Source organism: Streptomyces sp. NPDC057474 (assembly GCF_042802555.1).
Lineage (GTDB): Bacteria > Actinomycetota > Actinomycetes > Streptomycetales > Streptomycetaceae > Streptomyces.
Map to the genome: position 1 here is coordinate 1 of NZ_JBHVDX010000028.1, position 23,745 is coordinate 23,745.

Annotated in this window: 20 protein-coding genes; 9 read left to right on the top strand and 11 right to left on the bottom strand. The window is 71.4% G+C overall.

The window, feature by feature from the left end:
• Positions 1 to 58: 58 nt before the first annotated feature.
• Genes nirD through ACFU53_RS10925 form a run of 3 tightly spaced genes read right to left on the bottom strand, consistent with a single transcriptional unit; the run spans position 59 to position 4,236 of the window.
• Positions 59 to 409, bottom strand: coding sequence for a nitrite reductase small subunit NirD (nirD, locus tag ACFU53_RS10915; protein WP_383988986.1), 351 nt, complete (start codon positions 407 to 409; stop codon positions 59 to 61).
• Positions 406 to 3,009, bottom strand: a complete 2,604-nt coding sequence (gene nirB, locus ACFU53_RS10920) for a nitrite reductase large subunit NirB (protein ID WP_383988989.1) — start codon at positions 3,007 to 3,009, stop codon at positions 406 to 408. The genes nirD and nirB overlap by 4 nt, the downstream gene beginning before the upstream one ends.
• Positions 3,010 to 4,236 carry an NAD(P)/FAD-dependent oxidoreductase gene (locus ACFU53_RS10925; RefSeq protein WP_383988992.1) on the bottom strand — a complete coding sequence of 409 codons (1,227 nt, stop codon included), beginning with the start codon at positions 4,234 to 4,236 and terminating at the stop codon, positions 3,010 to 3,012.
• Between the two features lie 414 nt (positions 4,237 to 4,650).
• On the opposite strand from ACFU53_RS10925, the gene ACFU53_RS10930 reads away from it, so the two are divergent.
• Entirely contained in the window at positions 4,651 to 5,439 is a 789-nt protein-coding gene (locus tag ACFU53_RS10930) for a sulfite exporter TauE/SafE family protein (RefSeq protein ID WP_383988995.1), read from the top strand.
• A gap of 40 nt (positions 5,440 to 5,479) precedes the next feature.
• Here the strand turns inward: ACFU53_RS10930 and ACFU53_RS10935 are convergent, their stop codons facing one another.
• Complete coding sequence (locus ACFU53_RS10935) at positions 5,480 to 6,160, bottom strand: class F sortase (protein ID WP_383988998.1); 681 nt, start codon at positions 6,158 to 6,160, stop codon at positions 5,480 to 5,482.
• Positions 6,161 to 6,383: 223 nt separating this feature from the next.
• Positions 6,384 to 6,914 carry a hypothetical protein gene (locus tag ACFU53_RS10940; protein WP_383989001.1) on the bottom strand — a complete coding sequence of 177 codons (531 nt, stop codon included), beginning with the start codon at positions 6,912 to 6,914 and terminating at the stop codon, positions 6,384 to 6,386.
• A 428-nt stretch (positions 6,915 to 7,342) separates the two neighbouring features.
• On the opposite strand from ACFU53_RS10940, the gene ACFU53_RS10945 reads away from it, so the two are divergent.
• Complete coding sequence (locus ACFU53_RS10945) at positions 7,343 to 8,002, top strand: NADPH-dependent FMN reductase (RefSeq protein WP_383989004.1); 660 nt, start codon at positions 7,343 to 7,345, stop codon at positions 8,000 to 8,002.
• A gap of 91 nt (positions 8,003 to 8,093) precedes the next feature.
• Here the strand turns inward: ACFU53_RS10945 and ACFU53_RS10950 are convergent, their stop codons facing one another.
• Positions 8,094 to 9,974 carry a sigma-70 family RNA polymerase sigma factor gene (locus ACFU53_RS10950; protein WP_383989007.1) on the bottom strand — a complete coding sequence of 627 codons (1,881 nt, stop codon included), beginning with the start codon at positions 9,972 to 9,974 and terminating at the stop codon, positions 8,094 to 8,096.
• Between the two features lie 297 nt (positions 9,975 to 10,271).
• Between ACFU53_RS10950 and ACFU53_RS10955 the strand changes: the two genes are divergently transcribed.
• The 4 genes from ACFU53_RS10955 to ACFU53_RS10970 all read left to right on the top strand — a co-directional run bounded on the left by ACFU53_RS10955 (position 10,272) and on the right by ACFU53_RS10970 (position 13,309).
• Positions 10,272 to 10,712 carry an SsgA family sporulation/cell division regulator gene (locus ACFU53_RS10955; RefSeq protein WP_383989010.1) on the top strand — a complete coding sequence of 147 codons (441 nt, stop codon included), beginning with the start codon at positions 10,272 to 10,274 and terminating at the stop codon, positions 10,710 to 10,712.
• A 59-nt stretch (positions 10,713 to 10,771) separates the two neighbouring features.
• On the top strand, positions 10,772 to 11,890 hold the full coding sequence (locus ACFU53_RS10960) for a permease (protein ID WP_383989013.1): 1,119 nt from the start codon (positions 10,772 to 10,774) through the stop codon (positions 11,888 to 11,890).
• A 139-nt stretch (positions 11,891 to 12,029) separates the two neighbouring features.
• The gene (locus tag ACFU53_RS10965; RefSeq protein WP_383989016.1) at positions 12,030 to 12,827 is read left to right on the top strand and encodes a TIGR03943 family putative permease subunit; all 798 of its coding nucleotides are present in this window, start codon (positions 12,030 to 12,032) and stop codon (positions 12,825 to 12,827) included.
• A gap of 20 nt (positions 12,828 to 12,847) precedes the next feature.
• Positions 12,848 to 13,309, top strand: a complete 462-nt coding sequence (locus tag ACFU53_RS10970) for a hypothetical protein (protein ID WP_383989019.1) — start codon at positions 12,848 to 12,850, stop codon at positions 13,307 to 13,309.
• 63 nt (positions 13,310 to 13,372) lie between these two features.
• Here ACFU53_RS10970 and ACFU53_RS10975 read toward each other — a convergent pair whose 3' ends face one another.
• Positions 13,373 to 14,275, bottom strand: coding sequence for an aminoglycoside phosphotransferase family protein (locus tag ACFU53_RS10975; protein WP_383989022.1), 903 nt, complete (start codon positions 14,273 to 14,275; stop codon positions 13,373 to 13,375).
• Between the two features lie 104 nt (positions 14,276 to 14,379).
• Positions 14,380 to 16,023 carry a M4 family metallopeptidase gene (locus tag ACFU53_RS10980; protein WP_383989025.1) on the bottom strand — a complete coding sequence of 548 codons (1,644 nt, stop codon included), beginning with the start codon at positions 16,021 to 16,023 and terminating at the stop codon, positions 14,380 to 14,382.
• 183 nt (positions 16,024 to 16,206) lie between these two features.
• On the opposite strand from ACFU53_RS10980, the gene ACFU53_RS10985 reads away from it, so the two are divergent.
• Positions 16,207 to 16,632 carry a gamma-glutamylcyclotransferase family protein gene (locus tag ACFU53_RS10985; protein ID WP_383989028.1) on the top strand — a complete coding sequence of 142 codons (426 nt, stop codon included), beginning with the start codon at positions 16,207 to 16,209 and terminating at the stop codon, positions 16,630 to 16,632.
• Between the two features lie 278 nt (positions 16,633 to 16,910).
• Here the strand turns inward: ACFU53_RS10985 and ACFU53_RS10990 are convergent, their stop codons facing one another.
• Positions 16,911 to 19,175, bottom strand: coding sequence for a glycoside hydrolase family 36 protein (locus ACFU53_RS10990; protein WP_383989031.1), 2,265 nt, complete (start codon positions 19,173 to 19,175; stop codon positions 16,911 to 16,913).
• Positions 19,176 to 19,375: 200 nt separating this feature from the next.
• Here ACFU53_RS10990 and ACFU53_RS10995 point away from each other — a divergent pair, with 200 nt between their 5' ends.
• Positions 19,376 to 19,864 carry a hypothetical protein gene (locus tag ACFU53_RS10995; RefSeq protein WP_383989034.1) on the top strand — a complete coding sequence of 163 codons (489 nt, stop codon included), beginning with the start codon at positions 19,376 to 19,378 and terminating at the stop codon, positions 19,862 to 19,864.
• Positions 19,865 to 19,906: 42 nt separating this feature from the next.
• On the opposite strand, the gene ACFU53_RS11000 is transcribed toward ACFU53_RS10995, so the two are convergent.
• Positions 19,907 to 22,006, bottom strand: coding sequence for a molybdopterin oxidoreductase family protein (locus ACFU53_RS11000; protein ID WP_383989036.1), 2,100 nt, complete (start codon positions 22,004 to 22,006; stop codon positions 19,907 to 19,909).
• Between the two features lie 331 nt (positions 22,007 to 22,337).
• On the opposite strand from ACFU53_RS11000, the gene ACFU53_RS11005 reads away from it, so the two are divergent.
• Positions 22,338 to 22,865: a hypothetical protein gene (locus tag ACFU53_RS11005; protein WP_383989039.1), complete on the top strand. Its 528-nt coding sequence runs from the start codon at positions 22,338 to 22,340 to the stop codon at positions 22,863 to 22,865.
• Here ACFU53_RS11005 and ACFU53_RS11010 read toward each other — a convergent pair.
• Positions 22,862 to 23,473: a vancomycin high temperature exclusion protein gene (locus ACFU53_RS11010; protein ID WP_383989121.1), complete on the bottom strand. Its 612-nt coding sequence runs from the start codon at positions 23,471 to 23,473 to the stop codon at positions 22,862 to 22,864. The two genes, ACFU53_RS11005 and ACFU53_RS11010, sit on opposite strands and share 4 nt — an antisense overlap.
• Between the last annotated feature and the right edge of the window lie 272 nt (positions 23,474 to 23,745).

Genomic DNA, 23,745 nt, shown 5'->3' on the forward strand with positions numbered 1-23,745 from the left:
CCGTAGCCTCGTACGGTTCGCGCGCCACACGCGTGCGTGATGGGTCAGGGGCGACGGGTTACGACGCGCGCACCTCGTACGCCGTGATCCGTACCGTCTCGTCGTCCAGGCACTGCCCGCTCTCCAGGTCGAAGCGCTGCTTCAGGAGGGGGGAGGCCACGAACGGGCGGCCCTGTTGGCTGCCGGTGAGGCCGCGGGAGAGGACGGCGGCGCCACCGAAGGGGTCGCGGTTGTCGACGGCGTACAGCTTGCCCGCGCGGTCGAGGAAGAGCGCGGCCTGGTTGCCGTCGGGGAGGAGGGCGGCCACGCCGCGGCCCGGGGTCAGCAGGGTCAGGTCACAGACCGTGAACCAGCCGTCCGCCAGCCGCAGCTGGACCTTCACATCGGTTTTCTCGGGAGCGAGGGTCATCGCTGGGCGCTTCCTTCCAGGACATCGGCGGGCCGCAGGCCGATGGACAGCAGCGGCAGGTCGGGCTTGATCTGGTCGCGCTCGGGGACGAAGCCGACGACCGGGTCCGGGGTGTCCGGGGCGTTGACGAAGGACACGAACCGGGCGAGCTTCTCGGGGTCGTTGATGGTCGAGGCCCACTCGTCGGCGTAGTGGGAGACGTGGTCCGTCATCAGGGACTCCAGCTCCTCGCAGATGCCGAGGGAGTCCTCCACGACCACGTCCCGGACGTGGTCCAGGCCGCCGGGGATCCGCTCCAGCCACGTCGAGGTGCGCTCCAGGCGGTCCGCGGTGCGGATGTAGAACATCAGGAACCGGTCGATCAGCTTGATCAGTTCGGCGTCGTCGAGGTCCTGGGCCAGGAGGTCCGCGTGGCGGGGGGTGGCGCCGCCGTTTCCGCCGACGTACAGGTTCCAGCCGTTGGAGGTGGCGATGATGCCGAAGTCCTTCGACTGGGCCTCGGCGCACTCGCGGGCGCACCCGGAGACCGCCGACTTCAGCTTGTGGGGCGACCTGAGCCCCCGGTAGCGCAGCTCCAGGTCGATCGCCATGCGGACCGAGTCCTGGACGCCGTAGCGGCACCAGGTCTGGCCGACGCAGGACTTCACGGTGCGGAGCGACTTGCCGTAGGCGTGGCCGGACTCGAAGCCGGCGTCCACCAACCGGGCCCAGATGATGGGGAGTTGCTCGACGCGCGCACCGAACATGTCGATCCGCTGGCCACCCGTGATCTTCGTGTAGAGACCGAAGTCGCGGGCGATCTCGCCGATCACGATCAGGCCCTCGGGGGTGATCTCACCACCGGGGATGCGCGGGACGACCGAGTACGAGCCGTTCTTCTGGAGGTTGGCCAGGAAGTGGTCGTTGCTGTCCTGCAGCGCCGCCTGCTCGCCCTCCAGGACGTAGCCGCTGGCGCCGATGGTCGGAGCGAGGGAGGCGATGATCGAGCCGACCGCCGGCTTGCAGACCTCGCAGCCGTCGCCGCCCTTGGCCTCGTCACGGCCGTACCGGTCCAGCAGCTGCTGGTAGGTGTTGATCCGCAGGGCGAGGACGATCTCGTACAGCTCCTCGCGGGTCTGCGAGAAGCAGCCGCACAGGCCCTTGTCGACGACCACACCGCTGGCTTCCAACTCGGCCGTGACCAGCTGGCCGAGGACCTTGACGCAGGAGCCGCAGCCCGTACCGGCCTTGGTGCACTTCTTGACCTCGGGCACGGTGGTGCACTGGTGGTCGGTGACCGCGCCGCGGATCGCGCCCTTCGACACGTTGTGGCAGGAGCAGATGATCGCCTCGTCCGGCAGTGCGGACGGGCCGAGCTGCGCGCCGCCGCCGGAGCCCGCCGGGAGGACCAGGGACTCGGGGGAGACGGGCGGGACGGAGCCGGTGAAGGCCCGCAGCGTGCCGTACGCCTCCGCGTCGCCTACCAGGATGCCGCCGAGCAGTTCGCCGTCGCGGCCGATGACCAGCTTCTTGTAGACGCCCGAGCGGGAGTCGGAGTACACGACGTCCAGGCAGTCGGCGGTCGCGCCGTGCGCGTCACCGAAGGAGGCGACGTCGACGCCCAGCAGCTTCAGCTTGGTCGACATGTCCGCACCCGTGAACGAGGCCTCGTCCGCCGCGATCGTCGCGGCGGCCGTCTCGGCCTGCTCGTAACCGGGGGCCACCAGGCCGTACACCCGGCCGTCGGAGGCCAGCGCGCACTCGCCGATCGCGAACACCTGCGGGTCGGCCACGGTCCGGCACTGCTCGTCGACGCTGATGCCGCCGCGCTCGCCGACCGTCAGACCGCAGTCGCGGGCGAGCTGGTCGCGGGGGCGGACACCGGCGGAGAACACCACCAGGTCGGTGGCGAGTTCGGAACCGTCGGAGAGCTTCATGCCGGTGACCGCGCCGTCCTCGCCGACGACGATCTCCTGCGTGCCCACACCGGTGTGGACCGACAGGCCCATGTCCTCGATGGTGCGCAGGAGCGCGGCGCCACCGCCGTCGTCCACCTGCACGGGCATCAGCCGGGGCGCGAACTCCACGATGTGGGAGGTGAGTCCGAGGCCCTTCAGCGCACCGGCCGCCTCAAGACCGAGCAGACCGCCACCGACCACGGCACCGATCTCGGCCTTCTTCGCGTACTCCTCGATCGCGAAAAGGTCCTCGATCGTGCGGTAGACGAAGCAGCCCGCGGCGTCCTTGTTCGGGACCGGCGGCACGAAGGGGTACGAGCCGGTGGCGAGAACGAGGGTGTCGTACTCGAAGACCTGGCCGGAGCGCGCGGTGACCTTCTTGGCCTCACGGTCGATCGTCTCCGCCGGGTCGCCGACGAAGAGCTCGATGCCGTGCGTCTCGATGAACTCCATGTCGGTCATCGACAGGTCCTCGGGCGTCTTGCCCGCGAAGTACGAGGTGAGCGCCACTCGGTCGTACGCCGGGCGCGGCTCCTCGCACAGCACGACCACGCGGTGCGTGGCGGTCAGGCCGCGCTCGGCGAGCGCCTCGAGGAAGCGCTGGCCGACCATGCCGTGGCCGACGAGCACGATCGTGGGGGTGGCCCCCAGGGTGGCGGACATTCAGGAGCCTCCATCGTTGGTGAGCAGGTGGAGCAGGGGAGCGCCGTTCGCGGGGAGCGGCTCCGCTCCCTCCCAGGCGCGGGCGAGCGCGCCCACGGTGCCGAGTTCGCCGACGAGCACGCCGCCGACCAGGCGGTCGTCGCGGACGACGACCTTGCGGTAGGTGCCGCGGGTGGCGTCGGCGAGCTGGATGACGTCGTCACCGGGCCGGGGCTCGGTCTCGCCGAACGCGGCGAGATCGAGGAAGTCCGCTCCGGCGAGCGTCAGCCGGGTCAGGGCGCGGGTGCCGGTGTAACGAGCGGCCGGGGAATCAGCGTCACCCGCCAGCAACTCGGCGAGTACGTCGGCCTGTTCGAGCGCCGGAGTGGCGAGCCCGTACACCGTGCCCTCGAACTGGGCGCAGTCGCCGATCGCGTGGATGCGCGGGTCGGAGCTGCGCAGCTCCTCGTCGACGATGACGCCCTTGTGCACCGCGAGCCCCGCCTCCTGGGCGAGACCCGCGCGGGGACGGACCCCGCAGGCGATGACCACGAGATCCGCGTCGAGCGCGTACCCGTCGGCCATCGACACCGATCGCACGGTCCCGCCGACGCTGCGCACGGCACGTACGCGCGTCTCGGTGTGCACCTCGACGCCGAGGTCGGCGAGGTGCCGACGGACCAACTTCGAGGCGGACGGGTCGAGCTGACGCTCCATCAGCCGTTCGCCCTGCTGGGCGAGGACGACCTGGGCGCCGCGCAGGGCGAGCGCCCGGGAGGCGGAGACCCCGAGGAGCCCACCCCCGATGACGACGGCCCGCGCACCCGGCCGTACGGCCTTCGACAGGCGCATGCAGTCGTCCATGGTCCTGAAGGCGTGCACCCCGTCGGGGAACTCGTGCCGCTCCGGGTCCCAGAGGCCGCGCAGCGGCGGCAGCACCGGGTTCGAGCCGGTCGCGAGGACCAGCTTGTCGTACGCGATCTCCGTACCGTCCGCGAGATGTACGGCTCGCATCTCGCGGTCGATACGGACCACCCGGCCGCGCGTCAGCTCGGCGGGGGCGGGCAGTGCGATGACCTCGGGCGCGTACCGCCCGGCCAGGACCTCGGCGAGCAGCACCCGGTTGTACGGTGTGTGCTCCTCCTCGCCCACCAGCGTGGCGGGCATGCCGAGCTCTCCGAGCCGCCGGGCGAGACGTACACCCGCGAGGCCGGAGCCGATCACCACCACACGCTCATTCGAGGTCATGCCCTTGAGCGTGCGGTGCCGGTGTTACCCGACCGCATCGCATCTGTTTCCCACGAGGAACGCTGCCCTCCCCGCGGCCCCGAGCGGAGTGTGAGGGGTTTCCGGAAGGGCGGGGTGGGGTGTGAGGACGCCCGGGATCACGCTGCTGACCTGGCGATACGGGGGCCATGCAGGCGTATACGGGAGGGCGGGGGAGGGAGGCTGGAGAGGCGGCCGCCCCGGGCGGCGGTGCCGTAGGTCACGCTCGGGGGTCACGAGGCGGGCGGCGGCGGAACATTTCCGGTCGCGGATCGGTGGGGAATGCGGCAGGGCGAAGACGAGGTGGGGCGCTCGGCGAGAGTCCCCGGCGCCGAACCTCAGAAGATCCTCAGGTCGATGGACGGCGCACCTATCCCACCGCATAGGGTCGCGATCATGCCCGACATATCGCTGACCATGGTCGTAGTCCTCTGCCTCGCCGCCCTCGCGGCCGGCTGGATCGACGCCGTGGTGGGCGGCGGCGGGCTCCTGCTCCTCCCCACCCTCCTCCTGGGGCTGCCGAACGGAGCCTCCGCCGCGCAGTACGCGCTCGGCACCAACAAGGCGGTCGCCATCGTCGGTACGACGGGCGCGGCGGTGACGTACGCCCGCCGCACCCCCGTCGACGTGAAGATCGCCGTACGGATCGGTCTGGCGGCGCTGGCGGGCTCGACGGCCGGGGCCTTCGTGGCCGCGGGCATGAGCACCGAGGTCCTGAAGCCGGTGGTCATGGTGGTCCTCCTCGCCGTGGGAGCCTTCGTGATCCTGCGCCCCTCCTTCGGCACGACGGCCCCCGCCACGGGCCCCGTCTCCGCGCGCCGCGTCCTCGCCGCGATCGGCCTCGCAGGCGTCGGCATCGGCTTCTACGACGGTCTGATCGGCCCCGGCACCGGCACGTTCCTGGTGCTCACCCTGACCGCCGTCCTCCATCTCGACCTGGTCACGGCCTCCGCCACCGCCAAGATCGTCAACTGCTGTACCAACGCGGGCGCCCTCGCCACCTTCGCCTGGAAGGGCACGGTGTACTGGCAGCTGGCGGCCCTGATGGCGGTCTTCAACCTCGTCGGCGGGACCGTCGGCGCCCGGACCGCCCTCAAGAAGGGCAGTGGCTTCGTCCGGGTCGTCCTGCTCACGGTGGTGTTCACGCTGGTGGCGAAGATGGGGTACGAGCAGTGGGTGGCGTGAGCGACGGCGGACGATATTCGGGCCGTCGGGCCGTCGGTGATCAGCCGACGCGGCTGCCCGTGAGGTGGGCGAAGACGACCACGTTCCCCTGGTAGCCGGTCGACCTCGAATACCCGCCGCCGCAGGTGATGACCCGCAACTCCGGTCTCGCCGCCGCCCCGTACACCTTCTCGTCGGGGAAGTTCCGCGCGTCGTACACCTCCACCGCGTCCACCGTGAACACCGCGATCCCGCCGTCCCGCCGGTCCACCTCGACGGTGGCGCCCCGCTTCAGCGCGCCGAGGCCGTAGAAGACGGCGGGGCCGTCGGCGTTGTCCACGTGGCCCGCGACGATCGAGGTTCCCCGCTCACCCGGGGTGGTGCCGGCCTCGTACCAGCCGGCGAGATTCACCTTCGCGGCGGGCGGGACATCGAGGCTGCCGGTGGGGGTGAGGCCGAGCCCCATGAGCGGCGCGTCCACGCGGATGGAGGGGATACGGATGCGGTCGGGCGGGGAGGGCGGCAACGCGACGGCCGCCGGCTCGTCGGCCCCCGACGCGCTCGATGCGCTCGAAGCACCGGAATTACTCGACGTACTCGGCGTACTGGAACGGATGTGGGCCTGCGCGGCCGACGGCTGCGGCGGCGCGTGCGACGCGGTGCCGTTGCGCAGCAACCACGCGCCGGAACAGAGGGCGACCACGGTGACCCCGGCTATGACGGCATTGGCGAGCCGACGCACAGAAAAACCTCCTCTCGGGCCGTGCTGGGCGTTCAGGGAGTCCGCCGACGGTGTCTCTTCGGCGCCCTGCGGCCCTTGGCCCTTCGGCCCCTCGTCGTCTCCAACCCATGGGGTCGTCTCACCCCGTTGTCATCCCCTTGTTCCTCCCCTCCGGGCCGAGGGGCGTCGGGCCCGGAGGGGAGGGGGGCGGCGGTACCGGCGGACGGACGGCGGAGGGTGTCCGTCAGATCCCGTCGCCTCTCGCCCGGCGATGGAGGAGCCAGGTACCGCCCGCGGCGGCGACGGCCAGAGCCGCCACACCCGCCGCGGTCTGCACGGGGTCGGGACCGAGTGCGCCACCGACCCCCGTCTTCACACTTCCCCTCGGATACGTCGGCTGCGCGGTACGCGTGCCGGTGAGGGAGACCACCAGGTCGCCGGTGACCCGACGGCCATCGTCCGCGCAGGTCGCGACGATCTCGTACGTCCCCGGCTGCGCGCTCGGCGGTACCTCGAACCGCCCGTCGAGCTGCCGTTGCCCGGCGCCGGGTGCGAGCGGGAAGGCGTCGGCCCCGACCGCGCCCGCGTCCCCCGTCGCCGTACCGTCCGCGCCGCAGGCCGCCGTACGGACGGTGACCTCGTCGCCTGGGACGACGGCGGCGGGGGACAGTTCGAGCCGCCCGGTGCCCTCACCGCCGTACGCGGGTGCGGCGGCCAGGGCCGCGAAGGCGATGGCGAGCGTGGTTGCGGTCAGCGGCCGGGCGGTACGTCGCATCGTGCTAGCTCCTCCGAGAGTCCTCCGTTCCCTTCCGAGGTAAGTGGCACACCGGCCCGAGCGCTTCCTGATAGGGCGTCAGAAATGATGTGAACGGGTGTCAGGGGGGCGGGGGAGGAGGGCGGAGCGGGAGATGTTTGAGCAGGTCATCGGGGTGGAGCGGGTGTGGCGGAGAAGAGAAGGCGATGGGTGCGCGGCGGGGGTGTGAACGGGTGACCGGGGGTGGTGTGGTGAGGCTCGGGCGGTGGCTTCGGGGTGCTGGCCCCGCGGACGGCGGCTTCGTCGGCTGTGGCTACCGGGGGTGCTCCGGGGCGGCGGATCCGACCGGCATCGACAACGGCTTGACCTCAAGCCAAGTCGATGGCGGATCCGACCGGCATCGACAACGGCTTGACCTCAAGCCAAGTCGAGGTACGAGGGTGATGGCCATGAAGACCGCTACGAACACTCACGCGGCCACGGGTCCCGCGCCCGCGCCCGCTTCCGCCCCTGACGACGCTCCCACCCCCACCCCCGCCACCCCGGTCCGGGTGACGCTGGTCATCGGCAGCAACCGAACCGGCCGTTTCGGTTCGGTGATCGCCGAGTGGCTGCTGGGCCGGGTGCGGGAGCACGACGGCTTCGAGGTCGACGTGGTGGATGTCGCCGAGGCCGATCTGCCGACGACCTTCGAGCCGACCCCCGAGGCCACGGCACGGCTGGCCGAGATCACGCCGAAGCTGGCGGCGGCCGAGGCGTTCATCGTCCTGACCCCCGAGTACAACCACTCCTATCCGGCGGCCCTCAAGAACCTCATCGACTGGCACTTCCACGAATGGCGCGCCAAGCCCGTCGCCCTCGTCTCCTACGGCGGCATGTCAGGCGGTCTCCGCGCGGCCGAACACCTCCGGCAGGTCTTCGCCGAACTCCACGCCACCACCGTCCGCGACACGGTCTCCTTCCACAACGCGCACGCCTCCTTCGACGAGGCCGGCCACCTCAAGGACCCGTCCGCCCCCAACTCCGCGGCCCAGGTGATGCTGGACCAGTTGTCATGGTGGGGCCGCGCTTTGCGCGAGGCGAAGGAGAGGCGGCCGTACGGGGGTTGAGGGGGCGGCCCCGTCGACTGGGGATGGGACGGGTAGGGGCGGCGGGGGCGAAAAGCGATACCGCCACCACCACCCCACTGCCGCGTCACCTTCAGCACCCGCCCCCGGGCCCCGGAACCTCCGGCGACGGCTCCACAGGAGCGGGCGTCTCCGGCGCCGGATCGACCACCTCCGGCGGGGCAGGCGCCTCCTCTACGGGCGCCTCCTCTACGGGGGTGGGCTCGGCGGGGGTCGGCTCGGCGGGGACGGGAACCTCCGGCGCCGGGTCCTCGGCCCCCGGCGTCTCGGCGCCGGGTGTCTCGGTCCCGGGTGTCCCAGCTCCCGGCGTTTCAGACCCGGGCGCTTCAGCCCCCGGCTCATCGACCTCCGGGTAACCGGTGCCGGGCTCTTCCGCGCCGGGCGCTTCGGCTCCCGGCTCATCGTCCCCAGGCTCCTCCACCCCAGGCGTACCCCCGCCCGGTGTCTCCGTGTCAGGAGTCTCATATCCCGGCGTATCGCTCCCGGGCGTATCACCGTCGGGGCCACCCGGGACTTCCGGCGCCCCTGGCGCCTGCGGAGTCTCAGGCGTTCCCGGCGCTTCCGGCGCCCCGGCGTCCGGCGGTTCGGGCGCAGCCCCCTCCGGCTCGTTCCCCTCCTCGCCGGCGCCGCCGTCCCCACCCCCGTCCCCGTGGCCGGTGCCGCCCTCGTCCCCGCCACCCGTCGGCGCGTCCGCATCCGGCTCCGTGTCCGGCGCGGTCTCGCCCCCCGGTGCCGTGTCGTCGTCCGCCGGAGTCCCGACCGCCGGCTCCTCCACGGCGTCCCCGTCATCCGCCGCCTGAGTCACCACGGTGTCGCGGTCACCGAGGCCCGTCGAGGCCACACCCGTGCCGACGACCCCCGACGCACCCGAACCCCCCGGCGAAACCACGGCATCCGTGACCGCGTCCCGGCGTTCGGCGACCTCGGGGGAGCGGGCCTCGGGCCGATGGGGCGCCGGAGCCTGCGCGACCGGCACCCGCTGGGGCGGGACCGCGCCCGAGTCGAGGGGCCCGAGGATGATGCCGGCCACGACGGCGGCGGCAGCCGCGGCCGCCCCGACGGCGGCGACCGTGGGGACCTTCGCCCCGCCCGCCCCGCCCGTCGCGGCCTGCCGTACCGCGTGCAGCAGTTGGCCACCACCGTGCCCACCCGCCCCACCCAGCGCGGCGGCCGTACCGGCGGAGCCCGCCGTGAGGGAGAGCAGCAGCTTGCCCCCGCCACCGCCCACGACGAAGACCAGCAGCGCCGGACCGACGAGCGCGGGAAGCCGGTCGTTGGTGCGCATCAGGACCGTGAGCCGTGCCCGGCAGTCGTCGCACGCGTCCACATGGCTGAGCAGTTGCTCGGACTGTCGCGAGGTCGCCGTACCGCGCACATACGCCGGCATGCGCCCCCAACGCACCTGACACGCCGGGTCGATCGGCGCCCCCGGCTGCTCACGCAGGAAGGCCTGGCGCATACCCTCACGCGCCCGGTGCAGCAGCACCGCCGTCGCGCCCTGCTTGGCGCCGATGCGCTGCCCGACCGTCTCCAGCGGCTGGCCCTCCGCCTCGGCCAGCCACAGCGCCTGCACCCACCGCTCGGGCAGCTGGCCCAGCACGCGCACCAACAGGTCGACCGAGGAAACCTGTTCGGCCGGGTCGGCGGCATCGGCCACCCGGACGTCGACCTCGGCCCGCTCGGGAGCCGTCGGATCCAGCGGTGTCTCACGCGCGGCGCTCCCGACGGCGGCCGCGAGATGCCGCACCGTCGTCATCAGGTACGCCGGCACGTTGTCGATCTCGTGCCCCGCCGACAGCCGCCGCCACACGCGGAAGTGCGCTTCGGAGGCGAGGTCCTCGGCGGTCCAGGAGTTCCTGGTGAGGGAGCGCGCGTACGCGACGAGGCGCGGATGCTGTTCCTCGAAGATCCGGGTGTACGCGGCGGTCGCGGACGAGGACAGGCCGTCGGTCATGGCAGGAACGCTCTCCAGTCCACTGCTGATGGGACGAGGACGATTTTGTATGCCGAGATGACAAAAATCTCAAGTAATCACAGAAAGTGACACGCGTCACAGCGGGTAACTTCGAAAACGGCGTAATACAGGGGGTCTTGGCGCGGTCGAGAGGGTGTGTCGTCCGAAGAAACGTCTGACGACACACGAACCCGCAACATCCGGGCATCCGAAGAGCCTGAACCACGTGAAGAAGTCGAAGCGCCCGAAGCGCCCGAAGCGCCCGAGTACCTGATGTGCCCGAACTGGAGACCGCTCATGCACCCCGCGCAGCCCACCCGGCCCACGCCTCCCGCTCTCGAACAACGCGCCCGCGCCTGCCTGATCACACCCGACTACGAGGAGGTCCCGGTACGCACCACCCTGCGCTACACCCCCGACGACCCCTTCGCCGTGCACATCGACTTCCCGGCCGGCGCCTCCGCCGACCACGCGAACGTGACATGGACGTTCGCCCGCACCCTGCTCGCCGAGGGGCTGGTCACCCCGGCCGGGATCGGCGACGTACACCTGTGGCCCTGCGGCCCGTTCCACACCGTCGTGGAACTCCACTCGCCGCACGGCATGGCCATGATCCGCTTCGACACGCCCTCGCTCCGCCGCTTCCTGCGCCGCTCGTGCGCCGTCGTCGCGCTCGGCGGTGAGGACCTGGAACCGGCGCTCGACGACGGCCTCGCGTCCCTGTTGGGCGGGGTCTGACACGCCCACCCGGAGCGCCCGCTATGTTCGACCCGATCATCCGGATATTCGGAGTTGGCATGCAGAAGACAGATGAACCGGCCGAAGGGGCGGTGACGGCCGAGTCGGAAGAGGCGGCGGAGTCGGAGATAGCCGTGGTGGTCCATGAGGCCACCCGCCACGAAGCGCCCCACGGCGAACGGCACGACCCCGACCTCGACCCCGACGCCACGCCCGACCACAACTGGCCCCGTCACTGGCCCCTGCTGCTCCTCGGCGCGGCCGTCGTCCCCGGCGTCATGCTGTTCGCGGTGGGGCGGTGGATGGAGGAACCGGCCGTGCAGGCGTGGCGGACGGTCTGTCTCTCCATCACCGTCCAGGCACTGCCGTTCCTGCTGCTCGGTACGGCCCTGTCGGGCGCCATCAACGCGTTCGTACCGGCGCGGGTGTTCACCCGGGTACTGCCCCGGAGGCCGGCACTCGCGGTCCCGGTCGCCGGTGCCGCAGGGGTGATCCTGCCCGGCTGCGAGTGCGCGTCGGTGCCGGTCGCGCACAGTCTGATCCGCCGAGGGGTCGACCCGGCCGCCGCCTTCGCGTTCCTGCTGTCGGCGCCGGCCATCAACCCGATCGTCCTGACCGCCACGGCCATCGCCTTCCCCGGCAGCCCCGAAATGGTGCTGGCCCGGCTGCTCGCCTCCCTCGTCACCGCCGCCGGGATGGGCTGGCTGTGGCTCTGGCTGGGGCGTGCGGAGTGGCTCAAACCGGTCGCGCGGCAGACGGGACACCGGCCTGGGCAGAGCCGCCGGCACGAGTTCCGGACCGGCTTCCAGCACGACTTCCTGCACGCGGGCGGCTTCCTCGTCGTCGGCGCGATGGCCGCGGCCACCTTCAACGTGCTCGTCCCGCGCACCGTGCTCGACACCTTCGCCGACTCGCCCTGGCTGTCGGTGTTGTTCCTCGCCGGGCTAGCCATCCTCCTCTCGGTCTGCTCCGAGGCCGACGCCTTCGTCGCCGCGTCCCTCACCGGCTTCTCACCCACCGCGCGGTTGACGTTCATGGTGGTCGGCCCGATGGTCGACCTGAAGCTGATCGCCCTGCAGACGGGCACCTTCGGCCGGGCCTTCGCGGTCCGCTTCTCCGCCGCGACAGTCGTCGTCGCGATCCTGTGCAGCGTCCTGATCGGAGCCGTACTGCTTTGACTGCTCCCCTCCCTGGAGGCAGGAGATTCCTGGCTCAATCGATGTCCCGCCCTGACGGCGACTCACCTTTCCCTGCCCTGCTCCGCAAGGATCCGATTCCTCCCCGGCCTGAAGGCCGGGGCATCCTCGGAGGTTCTCCGTGAAACGACCCCTGCAGGCGCTCCTTCTCCTCCTCAGCGGCCTCGGCCTCCTCCACGCCACCCTCCTCACCGACCACTACCTCAGATATGTCAAGGAGGGCATGCGCCCCCTCCTCATCGCCTCGGGCGCGCTGCTGCTGGTGCTGGGCGCGGCGGAGGCATGGTCACTGTGGAGACCGCGCGGTACCGGCGAGCAGGAGAGCCACGACGACGACCATGACCACGATCACGGTCAGGATCAGGGTGACGCCCACGGCCATGACCACTCCACCCCGCCCCGAGTCGCCTGGCTCCTGCTCCTCCCCGCCCTGAGCCTGCTCTTCTACGCCCCGCCGGCCATCGGCGCGTACACCGCCTCCCGCGAGGCGCCCAAGGCGGTGACGGTCACCGAACAGGCCGACTTCGACCCCCTGCCGACGACCTCACCCCTGCCGATGACCCTCACCGACTTCACGCGCCGGGTGCAGCAGGACCGCGACCGGGCCATCGACGGCCGCACCGTCCAGCTGACCGGCTTCGTCACCCCCGACAAGACCGGCGACGACGGGAACGCCGACTGGTACCTGACCCGCACCATCTTCAGCTGCTGCGCCGCCGACGCCCAGTTCGTGAAGGTACGCGTCCACGGCACCCCGCCCCCGCCCGACGACACCTGGGTCACCCTCACCGGCACCTGGCACCCCACCGGCACTCTCGGCACGAGTTCCGCCGACGCGGCCCTCGACGCCCACAGCATCAAAAAGATCACCCGCCCGTCCAACGGCTACACGGACGCCCTTCCGCTCACCACGCCCTGACCCACGGGAACACCCACACCATGCCTTCCAGGCCCGCTCCCGTCGACCACGGCGAGCACGAAACGATCACGTACAAGTCAGGGACGCTCCAGTCCGTCCTGCCCGTCCTGCTGGGGCTTCTGGGCGGCACAGCGCTTCTGTACGCGGGCCTCGCCCTGACCTCCGACCCGATGAGAAGCGACACACTGCGACAGTGTCTCTCGGGGGCGTTGACGGCCACGGTGGTCGTCGCGGTGCTGCGTCGCAACGACGAGGTGGCCCTGGCCGAGGACGCCCTCGTGGTGCGCGGCACCCGGCATCGGCGCATCCCCTGGACCGGCATCGAGCGACTGGAGGTACGTCGCATCCTCGGCGTACGCCAGATCGCCGTCCACACCACGGACGGCCGCCGCGCCATGCTGCACACCCCGATGTCCTTCGTCGACAAGGAGTTCGACCTGAAGGTCGAGATCCTCACTCAGTGGTGGCAGGCGCGGCGCTGAAGCGCACACCCGTCACACACACCCGTCACACACACCCTCACGCGCACCCGTCACGCGCACCCGTCACGCATACTCCGCCAACACTTCTCCCACAGCCCGCCGCCCCACTTCCGCCAGTACATGCCCTTTGTCGCGGTAGTAGTGCTCGGCGACGATCCCGAAGCACAGGGCCCATCCCCGCCCGCGCGCCCAGGTCGCGTCGTCGACGTCGGCGGTCTCGCGGAAGGCGGTGCGGGAGGCGCCGGTGAAGAGGGTCCAGGCCGGCAGCAGATCGCAGGCGGGGTCGCCGACGCCGAGCCCGCCGAAGTCGATGACGGCGGTGACGCGGCCGGCGGTGGTGAGGAGGTTGCCGGGCAGGAGGTCGGCGTGGACCCAGACGGGGGTTCCGGTCCACTGGGGGAGGCGGAGGGTCTCGTCCCAGACGGCGGTGGCGAGCGCCGCGTCCACCGCGCCGTCCGCACCCAGCCCACGGATCGCTTCCCGGACCTCGCCGTCGTTCGTACTCACCGGTCCACCCCGGAAGGACCTTGGCCCGCCCGTCGCGTCCACCTTGCGCAGCGCCGCCACGAAACGGCCCAACTCCTCGGCCGCGCACCCGAGATCGGTGACGGGAGCGTCGTACACGTTCTCGCCCTCCAGCCAGCGCAGCACCGACCACGGCAGCCCGTATCCCTCCCCGGGCCGCCCCTTGCCGAGCGGCTCCGGTACGGCGAGGGGCAGGTGCGGCGCCAGCAGCGGCAGCCAGCGGTGTTCCTTGTCGGCCTGGTGGGCACCATCGGGCTTCCGGGGAAGGCGTACGACCATGTCGTCCCCCAGGCGGTACATGACGTTGTCCGTCCCGGCGGCGGGAGCGGGGGTGACCGGCAGCCCGGCCCACTCGGGGAACTGCGCCACGACCAGCCGCCGGACGAGCGCCTCGTCGATGTCGAACTCGTCGGCGTGCAGCTTCCCTTGGGACGACGACATGGATCTCCGTAAATTCCGTGGCCGGGGGACAGCCGTGGAGCGTAGCCACGACCGCACCCCCCGGCCATGGAATTACGGGCGCTGCCAGGTGAGGTGACGGCGCATCAGCCGACCGAGACCGCACTCCACGCAGCCGCCACCGCGTCGTACTCCGTACTCCCCGACCCGTACAGGTCCCGCGCCGCGTTCAGGGTCGCCGTACGCGCCCCCGCGTAGTTCGTGGACGAGGTCATGTAGACCGTCAGGGCCCGGTACCAGATCGCGCCCAGCCTGTCCTTGCCGATGCCGCTCAGCGTCGAGCCGTTGCAGGTGGTGCTGGAGTGTTCGACGCCGCCGATGGTCCTGGTGCCGCTGCCCTCGGCGAGGAGATACGCGAAGTGGTTGGCGACCCCCGAGGAGTAGTGGACGTCCAGGTTCCCCACCGACGAACTCCAGCAGTCCGCCGAGGAGCCGTCCTTGCTCGGCTGGTCCATGAACCGCAGGGCCGGTTCGCCGAAGCCGGAGCGGACGATCTTCTCGCCGACGAGCCAGTCACCGGGGTCGGAGGCGTTGCCGGCGTAGAACTCGACCAGGGTGCCGAAGATGTCCGACGTGGCCTCGTTGAGGCCGCCGGGCTCGCCCGAGTACGTCAGGTCGGCCGTCGCGGAGGTGACGCCGTGGCTCATCTCGTGGCCGGCCACGTCCAGCGAGACCAGTGGGCCGAGCAGGTTCCCGTCACCGTCGCCGTACGTCATGCAGAAGCAACTGTCGTCCCAGAAGGCGTTGTTGTAGGCGTTGCCGTAGTGGACGCGGTTGTACGAGCCCCGGCCGTCGTTCGCGATGCCGTTCCGGCCGTGGACGTTCTTGTAGTAGTCCCAGGTGGTGTCGGTGCCGTACTGGGCGTCGACGGCCGCGGTGGCGCGGTCCGTGCTCGTGCCCGTGCCCCAGTGGTTGTCGGCGTCCGTGAAGAGGGTCGCGGGGGCGCGGCGGACGCAGATGCCGAGGAAGCAGAGGTCGGTCTGGTTCGCGGCGTCACCGGTGTACGTGTTGCCGCGTGTGGGGTCCTTGAGCTGGTACGTCGACCCGGAGAGGGTCGTCTCCAACGGAACCGTGCCGCCGTAGAGCGACCGGCCGTCGCCGGTCGCGGTCTCCAGCGCGTCCCAGGCGTCGATCTGCTTCCCCGTCGTGGCGTCCGTGACGACCGTGCGGGCGACCGGGTTGCCGGCCTCGTCCTGGGCCAGCGCGTCCGTCTGCCAGGCCAGCTTCGGGGCGCCGTGCAGGGCGTCGACGACCAGTCGGGGCTTGGACGTCAGCTTGCGGAGCGTCTCGCCGACGTTCGCGGCGCGCAGCGCGGCGGCGGCGATGTCGGCGGCCTTGGGCGCCTTGACGGTGGGCGTCACGGTGGGGAGGGTGATCTCGCGGGTCGTCGCCCGGTTCGCGCTCCGGTACTCGCCGCCGGGAGTGAGGTGGACGACGAAGTCGCCGCCCAGAACCGGGAGCTGACGGTACGTCCGGTCGTAGCGGACGTGCTGTGCGCCGTCCGCGTCCACGATCACGTCTCGTACGGTGGTGTCCTGGGCGGAGCTGAGCCCCAGGCTCGCCGCGCGGTCCCGCAGGACGTCGGCGGCGTTGGCGATCGCCGTGCTCCGGGTCGGTCTGTCGGCGGCCCCCGCGGTGGGGGTGAGCGTCGCGGCCAGCAGCGCGGCGGCCGCGACGGCGGTGCCGGTGGTGGCGAGGCGCGGGCGTCGGAGGTGCCGTATTCGGCTCATCTGTCTCCCAGGGACGGTGGTTGTTGGACTGACCACGGATGTCGACAGATTTAAGTGGGCATGACAGGCCGCGTCCAGCGTGTCGGCGGTGGGATGTGTGAGGGGTGAGAATCGTTTCTGCAAAGGCCTGCCCGGCCCACCCGTCCCACTCGGAAGAGTCCGACCAGTTGGAGAGGAGAACGGGTGCTCCCCTTCTTCGTCTACGGCACCCTCCGCCCCGGCGAGCACAATCACGACCTCTTCCTGCGCGGCCGCACCCGCGCCGAGGAGCCCGCCCGGATGCGCGGCATGGCCCTGTACGACGGCCCCGGGTACCCGTACGCCGTGGAGGAGATCGGCGAGAGGGCCCGGGGAGGGAGCGCGGTGAGCGGCGAACTCGTCACTGCCCGGCCCGAGTCCTACGCCGAACTCCTGCGCACCCTCGACGAGTTGGAGGAGTACACCGCGGGCGACCCGGCGAACCTCTATGAGCGGGTGGAACGTGAGGCCACCCGCGACGACGGCACGGTCGTACGGGCCTGGGTGTACGTCGCCGCCCCGACCGTCGCCGCCGGCCTGCGGGCCTGGGGAAAGCTGATCGAGAGCGGGGACTGGCGTACGCGCCGCTGAGCCGCCTGCCGCCTGCCGCCTGCCGCCTGCCGCCTGCCGCCTGCGGTCTGCCGCCTGTCGCCTGCGGTCTGCCGCACGCCGCCCTGCGGTCTGCGGTCTGCCGCACGCCGCCCTGCCGTCTGCGGTCTGCCGCACGCTGCCCTGTGGTCTGCGGTCTGCCGCACGCCGCCCTGCCGTCTGCCGTCTGCCGTCTGCCGTACGTCGCCACGGCGTGTGTGGACCGATGTGGACGACGGCATGGTGTGCGCGGGGGTGGGGCGTCACAGCCCCGCGCCCCTTCAGCGCGCGGCTGCGGTCAGCCTCAGCAGCAAGACCGACGGGGCTTCGGGCAGGCTCAACCGGAGCTCCGATCCGTCCCACTCGGCTGTGCCCGTTGTCGTTCTCGGGTGCAGGACCTCCACCTGTACGTCGCCCATGTCTCGGCCGGGTAGTGCGAAGGACCGTTCGGTGTCGCCTCCCCGGCGCCACACCGTCACGTACACCGGGGCCGTGCCCGCGACCGGCGGTCTCAGCCCCAGCGCGATCCAGTCGTCCGTCCAGCCCGGGAGGCCGAGGGGCCAGAAGGGCAGGGCGGTGCACAGATCGGCCCGAATGGCCTTGTACGCCGTCAAGCCATCCCGTACCAAATTTAGTTGATGCTCCGTCATGCGATCGAGATGGCCGGAGAGATGGATGCGGCCGAGGAGTGCGGAGCCGAGTGTGAAGGCGATCTCCGCGTCGGAGTGGGACGGTTGAGGGTAGGCCCAGACGGCGCCCTGTTCCGGGGGTACGGCGGTGGGGGCGGAGGCGGCGATGGGCGGATAGCGCAAGGGGTCCTGCTGGTCGGAGGTGGACTGGAGCTGGGCCACGGCCAGGGAGGCGCCGTCCATGCGCATGCCGCCGGAGGCACAGTTCTCGACGACCAGACCGGGGTGGCGGTCCAGGACCGAGGACAGCCAGGACAGCCAGGCCCGGGAGTGGGCGAGGTGGGCCGGTGCGGCGGTGGTGATGTTGTAGTCGAGTTTCAGGTAGCCGACGCCCCACTCGCCGACGAGGCGGTCGACCGTCTCGTCGAGGTGGGCGCGGGCCGCCGGGTGGGTCAGGTCCAGCTGGTGGCGACCCTGTTCGGTCACCCGGGTGCCGTCCTCGTGACGGAGGAATGCCTCGGCGGGCAGTTCGTCGGCGAGGGGACTGCGGACCCCGATGACCTCCGGCTCCAGCCACAGCCCCGGCACCATCCCACGCTCCCGGATCCGGTCGAGCACGACCCGGATACCGCCACCGGGACCACCGCCGGGGAAGCGCCGCGCCGACGGCAGCCAGGCGCCGACACTGTCCCACCAGCCCCCGGGTGAGTCGCCGTTCTCCCTATCGCCGTTCTCCGTATCGGCGCTTTCCTCGATGTCCCCGCTTTCCTCGATCTCCCGGCTCTCCCCGCTCTCCCCGCTCTCCCCGTCGTCGTACCACCCCGCGTCCACGCAGAAGTACTCCGCGCCCACCGCCGCCGCCGCGTCGATCAACGGCAGCAGCTTCTCGGTGGTCGGGTCGCCCATCAGGGTGTTCATGTAGTCGTTGAAGATCACCGGGAGTCGGGTGTGGTCCGGGTGCGGGCGGCGTACGACCCGGCGGTAAGAGGTCAGGGCGGCCAGGGCCCCGTCGAAGCAGGTGCCGAGGGCGAGGGCGGCCCACTCGGTCGTGAACTCGGCGCCCGGCTCCAGGACTTCGCGCCACTGGTGCTCGTCGTGGGTGGGGCCGCCGAGCGCGAGGTACGTCCGGCCCGCCGACGCGCCGGCCTCCCAGACCCAGCTCGACGCGGACTCGATCTGCCACAGCCAGCTGCGCGCGTCCGTACGGTGCTGGAGGGCGCCCATCGCGAGATGCCCGTCGGTGGGCCAACTGCCGCGCCCGGCAAGGCGTGCCGCCGCGTGGCCGGTACCGCCGTGCACCTCGTGGTTGATGTCGGGCACGGAGTCCCGCAGCGGCTCGGCGTACCAACGGCACTCCGCGAGCCAGTCGTTGCGCGCCCGGAAGACGGACAGCTCGTCGGGGGAGGGGAGGCCGCCGAGGAGCAGGCTGCCTACGGAGCGCACGGTGACCGTCTCGGTGCCGTCGTTGCGCAGCCGGACCCGGGAACGCAGGACGGGGATGCCGTCCGGTGAGGCGTACTCGACGAAAGCGGTCAACCCGCTCGCCGGATCGTGGAGTTCGAAGGACAGCCTGTGCCAGCCCTCGCCGTCGGCGGAGCCGGACGCGGAGCCGAGCGTGGTGCCGTACGTGGAGTGGTGCGCCCGGTATCTCAGGCGCCCGCCGATCGCCGTGCCGGTGAAGCGCGGTCTCGCCCAGCCGGTGCCGTCGCCGAGCAGGACCAGGTCGACCAGGGGCAGCGAGGGTCCGGACTTGGTCTCCTCGGGGCCGGGTTCGGGTTCGCCGGAGTGGCGGACCCGCAGCAGCCGGGGCGTGTCGCCGCTCAGGTCGAAGTCGGCGGTGAGTGCGGAGTGGCCCCAGCGGTACGAGAGGCTCCACGGGAACGAGTCGGTCCACTGGTGACTGTCGTGCTGCGGCATGCGATCCCCCCGGGTCGGCTGTACTCCCAAGTGTTCACGGCGAGCTGTGCGTCCGCTTTCCCCATCCTCCGTGAAGTGTCGGGATAACCACACAAGATCTACGTATCGAAAAGCATGAATGTTCAAGCACGCCGGGTATCGATGCCTATCACGGCAGCACCGTCCGCACCACCACCAGCACCACCGGCACCATCAGCGCCATGAGTACGAGGAGCCCCCACATGAACGCCGTCGCCCTGAACGAGACCGTCCTGCAGAACGCCCGCCCCGAAGCCGAGGCGTGGCTCGCCGAGTTCGTCGTGCGGCACGGCGGCTTCGTCGGATCCGTCCATCTCTCCGAGCCCGCGGAGGAGGGCGAGATCGTCCTCGTGGCCGCGCACAACCTGCCGCCGGCCGTGGTGAACGGCGCCGCCGTTGTCGTCATAGGCAAGGGCATGGCCGGGGTCACCGCCGAGCGCCGGGCGCCGATCGGCATCACCGACCTGCAGACCGACACCTCGGGCGTCGCCCGCCTGCCGGCCCGCGCCTCGCAGGCCAAGGGCTCGGTCACGCTCCCCGTCTTCGCGCCGGACGACCCGGCACGACTTCTTGCCGTGATCGGGCTGGGCTTCGCTGAGCGCAGGGAGTTCACGGCCGAGGAGACGGCGAAGTACACCGAGGACGCGACAACCGTACTGACGGTCCTCTGAGCCGTCGCCCGCCCGCCGGCCGGGCCCCCGGTCCCCCCACCCCTACTTCCCCACCGCCTCCACCCGGACCGCGCACGTCTTGAACTCCGGCATGCGGGAGGTGGGGTCGAGGGCCGGGTTGGTGAGGGTGTTGGCGCGGCCCTCGCCCGGCCAGTGGAACGGCATGAAGACCGTGTCGGGGCGGATGGCGGTCGTGATGCGGGCCGGGGCCACGGCCCGGCCCCGGCGGGAGACCACGGCCACCGGGTCGCCCTCCGCCGCGCCGAGCCGCTCGGCCAGCCGGGGGTGCAGTTCAACGAAGGGGCCGGGCGCGGCGGCGTTCAGCTCGTCGACCCGCCGGGTCTGGGCGCCGGACTGGTACTGGGCGACCACGCGCCCGGTGGTGAGCAGCACCGGGTACTCGGCGTCCGGCTCCTCGGCCGCCGCGCGGTGCGAGACGGGCACGAACCGGGCCCGGCCGTCCTCGGTGGCGAACCGGTCGAGGAAGAGGCGCGGGGTGCCGGGGTGCACGTCGGTGGCCGGGGTGGCCGGTGTCGGGCAGGGCCAGAACACCCCGTTCTCCTCCGCGAGCCGCCGGTAGGTGATCCCCGAGTAGTCGGCGGGCCCGCCCGCGCTGGCCCGACGCAGCTCCTCGAAGACCTCCTCGGGGTCGGTCGCGAAGCCCTTCTCGACGCCCAGTCGGTTGGCCAGCTCGTGCATGACCTCCAGGTCGCTGCGGACACCCTCGGGAGGGGTGATCGCGCGCCGCCGCAGCAGCACCCGGCCCTCCAGATTGGTCATCGTGCCGGTCTCCTCCGCCCACTGGGTCACCGGCAGGACGACGTCCGCGAGCTCCGCCGTCTCCGACAGCACGACGTCGCACACGGCCAGGAAGTCCAGCGACTTGATGCGCTCCTCGATGTGCGCGGCACGCGGCGCCGACACCACCGGGTTGGAGGCCATCAGCAGCAGGGACTTGATGTCCGTGCCCAGTGCGTCCAGCAGTTCGTACGCGCTGCGGCCCGGGCCGGGCAGGCTGTCCGGGTCCACTCCCCAGACCTCGGCGACGTGCCGCCGGGCCTCGGGGTCGACCAGCTTGCGGTAGCCGGGCAACTGGTCGGCCTTCTGGCCGTGTTCGCGCCCGCCCTGCCCGTTGCCCTGCCCGGTGAGGCAGCCGTACCCGGACAGCGGCTGTCCGGCACGGCCCGTCGCCAGCGTGAGGTTGATCCACGCGCCGACGGTGTCCGTGCCCTTGGACTGCTGCTCGGGCCCGCGCGCCGTGAGCACCATCGCGTGTTCCGGCTCGCAGAACAGCCGTACCGCCTCGCGGAGTTCGGGAACGGACACCCCCGTGATCCGTTCCACGTACTCCGGCCAGTGCGCCATGGCCGCCGCCCGGGCTTCCTCCCATCCGCTCGTCCGCTCGCGGATGTACTCCTCGTCCGTCCGGCCCTCGGCCACGATCAGGTGCAACAGGCCGAGGGCCAGGGCGAGATCGGTGCCGGGGCGCGGGGACAGATGCAGGTCGGCCTGTTCGGCCGTACGGGTACGGCGCGGATCGATGACGATCAGCTTGCCGCCGTTCTCCTTCAGCTCGGTGAGATAGCGCAGCGCCGGCGGCATGGTCTCGGCGAGGTTGGAGCCGACGAGGACGACACACCCGGTCTTCGGGATGTCCTCCAGCGGGAACGGCAGCCCCCGGTCGAGCCCGAACGCCTTGATCCCGGCGGCCGCCGCCGAGGACATGCAGAAGCGGCCGTTGTAGTCGATCTGCGAGGTGCCGAGCACCACCCGCGCGAACTTGCCGAGCGCGTAGGCCTTCTCGTTCGTCAACCCGCCGCCACCGAACACCCCGCACGCGTCCGGACCATGTTCCGTACGCGTGCGGGTGAGCGCCTCGGCGATCCGGTCGAGTGCCTCGTCCCAGGAGGCGGGCTCCAGGACGCCCGCCCTTCTGACCAAGGGACTGGTCAGCCTGACCCGGGACGAGAGCACCGCCGGCGCCGTACGGCCCTTGCCGCACAGCGCTCCCCGGTTCACCGGGAAGTCCGCGCGCTCCGTGACCACTACGACACCGTCGGACCCGTCCGCACCGGGCGTCAGGTTCATTCCGCACTGCAGGGCGCAGTACGGGCAGTGGGTGGGCGTCGCGGAGTTCTGCATACCGTTCAGCGTGCGTCGGGCGTGTTACGCGCCGGGACGCTCCCCGTTACGCGACCGGCACGGGGACCTCCCGGCGCGCCCGGGCCCGGCGTGAGGAGCCGGATCCGAGTCCCCGGCGCGGTCCGCAGCCGCGGTGAACGGAGGGTGTGCCGATGTCCCGATTCTGTCACCGTAGGCGGCCGCTCAAGCGCGTACCGTGCACCTGTTCGGCCCTCGCGTGCTAAGAACTACGGGCGCCACAGACAACGGGGGTCGTGCCGTGAGCCCCGTGTGGCGTACGTCCTGTCACGTGGCCCGTGCGAGGGCCGTAGGGGGAAGAGGAACCACCACCGTGAACCGTATGCGCACCACCGTCGCCGTCCTGGGAGCCGCCGGGGCTCTCACCGCCGCCCAGCTGGGCTTCGCCGGGGCCGCGTCCGCAGCGTCCGTCGAGCCGCAGGCCGCCGTCGGGACGCAGGCCGCCGCGAACTGCCCGATCAAGATCACCTACCTGAAGAAGTTCTATGTGGACAACAACAACTGGGTGACCAACGGCGGTCTCCGGTTCGGTCTCACGAACTCCAGCAAGAAGGTGACCTTCAAGGACGTCAGCCTCAAGGTGACCAACACCAAGAGCCTCCGCTTCGGCAAGGCGACGGTGACGACCAAGGGTGCCCGGATCACCCAGAAGACGAACCAGATCGTCAAGGTCGCCGCCAAGACCCTCAAGCCGGGCAAGAGCGCCGCCTTCAAGGTCAGCACCCGCATGCTGCGCACCGACCTCTACGAGGTGAAGTTCGCCGTCTACGGCAAGACCTCGGACGGCAAGAAGTGGGGCTGCGCCGTGGACCAGGGCACCTGGGGCACCGTCCAGCACTAACCCGCCGACGCGAGCGCCGTGTCGACCCCCGTTTCCTCAGGACCGAGGAAGCGGGGGTCCGGCTCGAATATCGCGTCCAGGGAGGCCTTGCCCGCCGCGAACAGCTCCCGGGTGGCCCCGTAGTACCAGGTCCCGTCGTGCCGGTCCTGCACCCCGACGCCGTATGACTCGACGCCCGCCTCCTGGCACAGCGCGACCGCCCTGCGTATGTGGAAGCCCTGGCTGATGAGCACCGCGCGGTCCACGCCGAAGATCTTCTTGGCGCGGACACAGGAGTCCCAGGTGTCGAACCCGGCGTAGTCACTGACTATGCGGTCGTCGGGCACGCCGTGCTCGGTCAGGTAGCCGCGCATCGCGTCCGGCTCGTCGTACTCCTCGCGGCTGTTGTCCCCGGTGACCAGCACCACCTTGATCCGGCCCGACCGGTACAGCTCGGCCGCCGCGTCCAGCCGACGCGCGAGATACGGGGACGGCTCGCCCCTCCACAGCCCCGCGCCGAAGACCATGGCGACCTCGGTGCGCGGCACGTCGGCCGTGGTCCGCAGCCGGTCGCCCGCCGCCGTGAACATCCAGGTCGAGGGCAGCAGCGCCAGCGCGCACAGCACCATCACCGCCTGCACGGCCCGTCGCCGTCCCGCCCGCGTACGCGGCAGCCGAATGACGCGCGCGACCCGCCCGATACGCCGCACCGCGGCCCCCCGTCTCGTCGGACCCACGTATGTGTCCTGGTTGTTTCCGGCGGGCCCGACAGCGCCCGTCCTTCCGACCAACGAAGACGTCATCCGCATCGATCCGGTTCACCCCCCAGCGTGACAAGCTTCACTCGGACGAGTCGAAACGCCAGGTCACGGAGGTTCACACGCCCTCACGGCGCACGGTG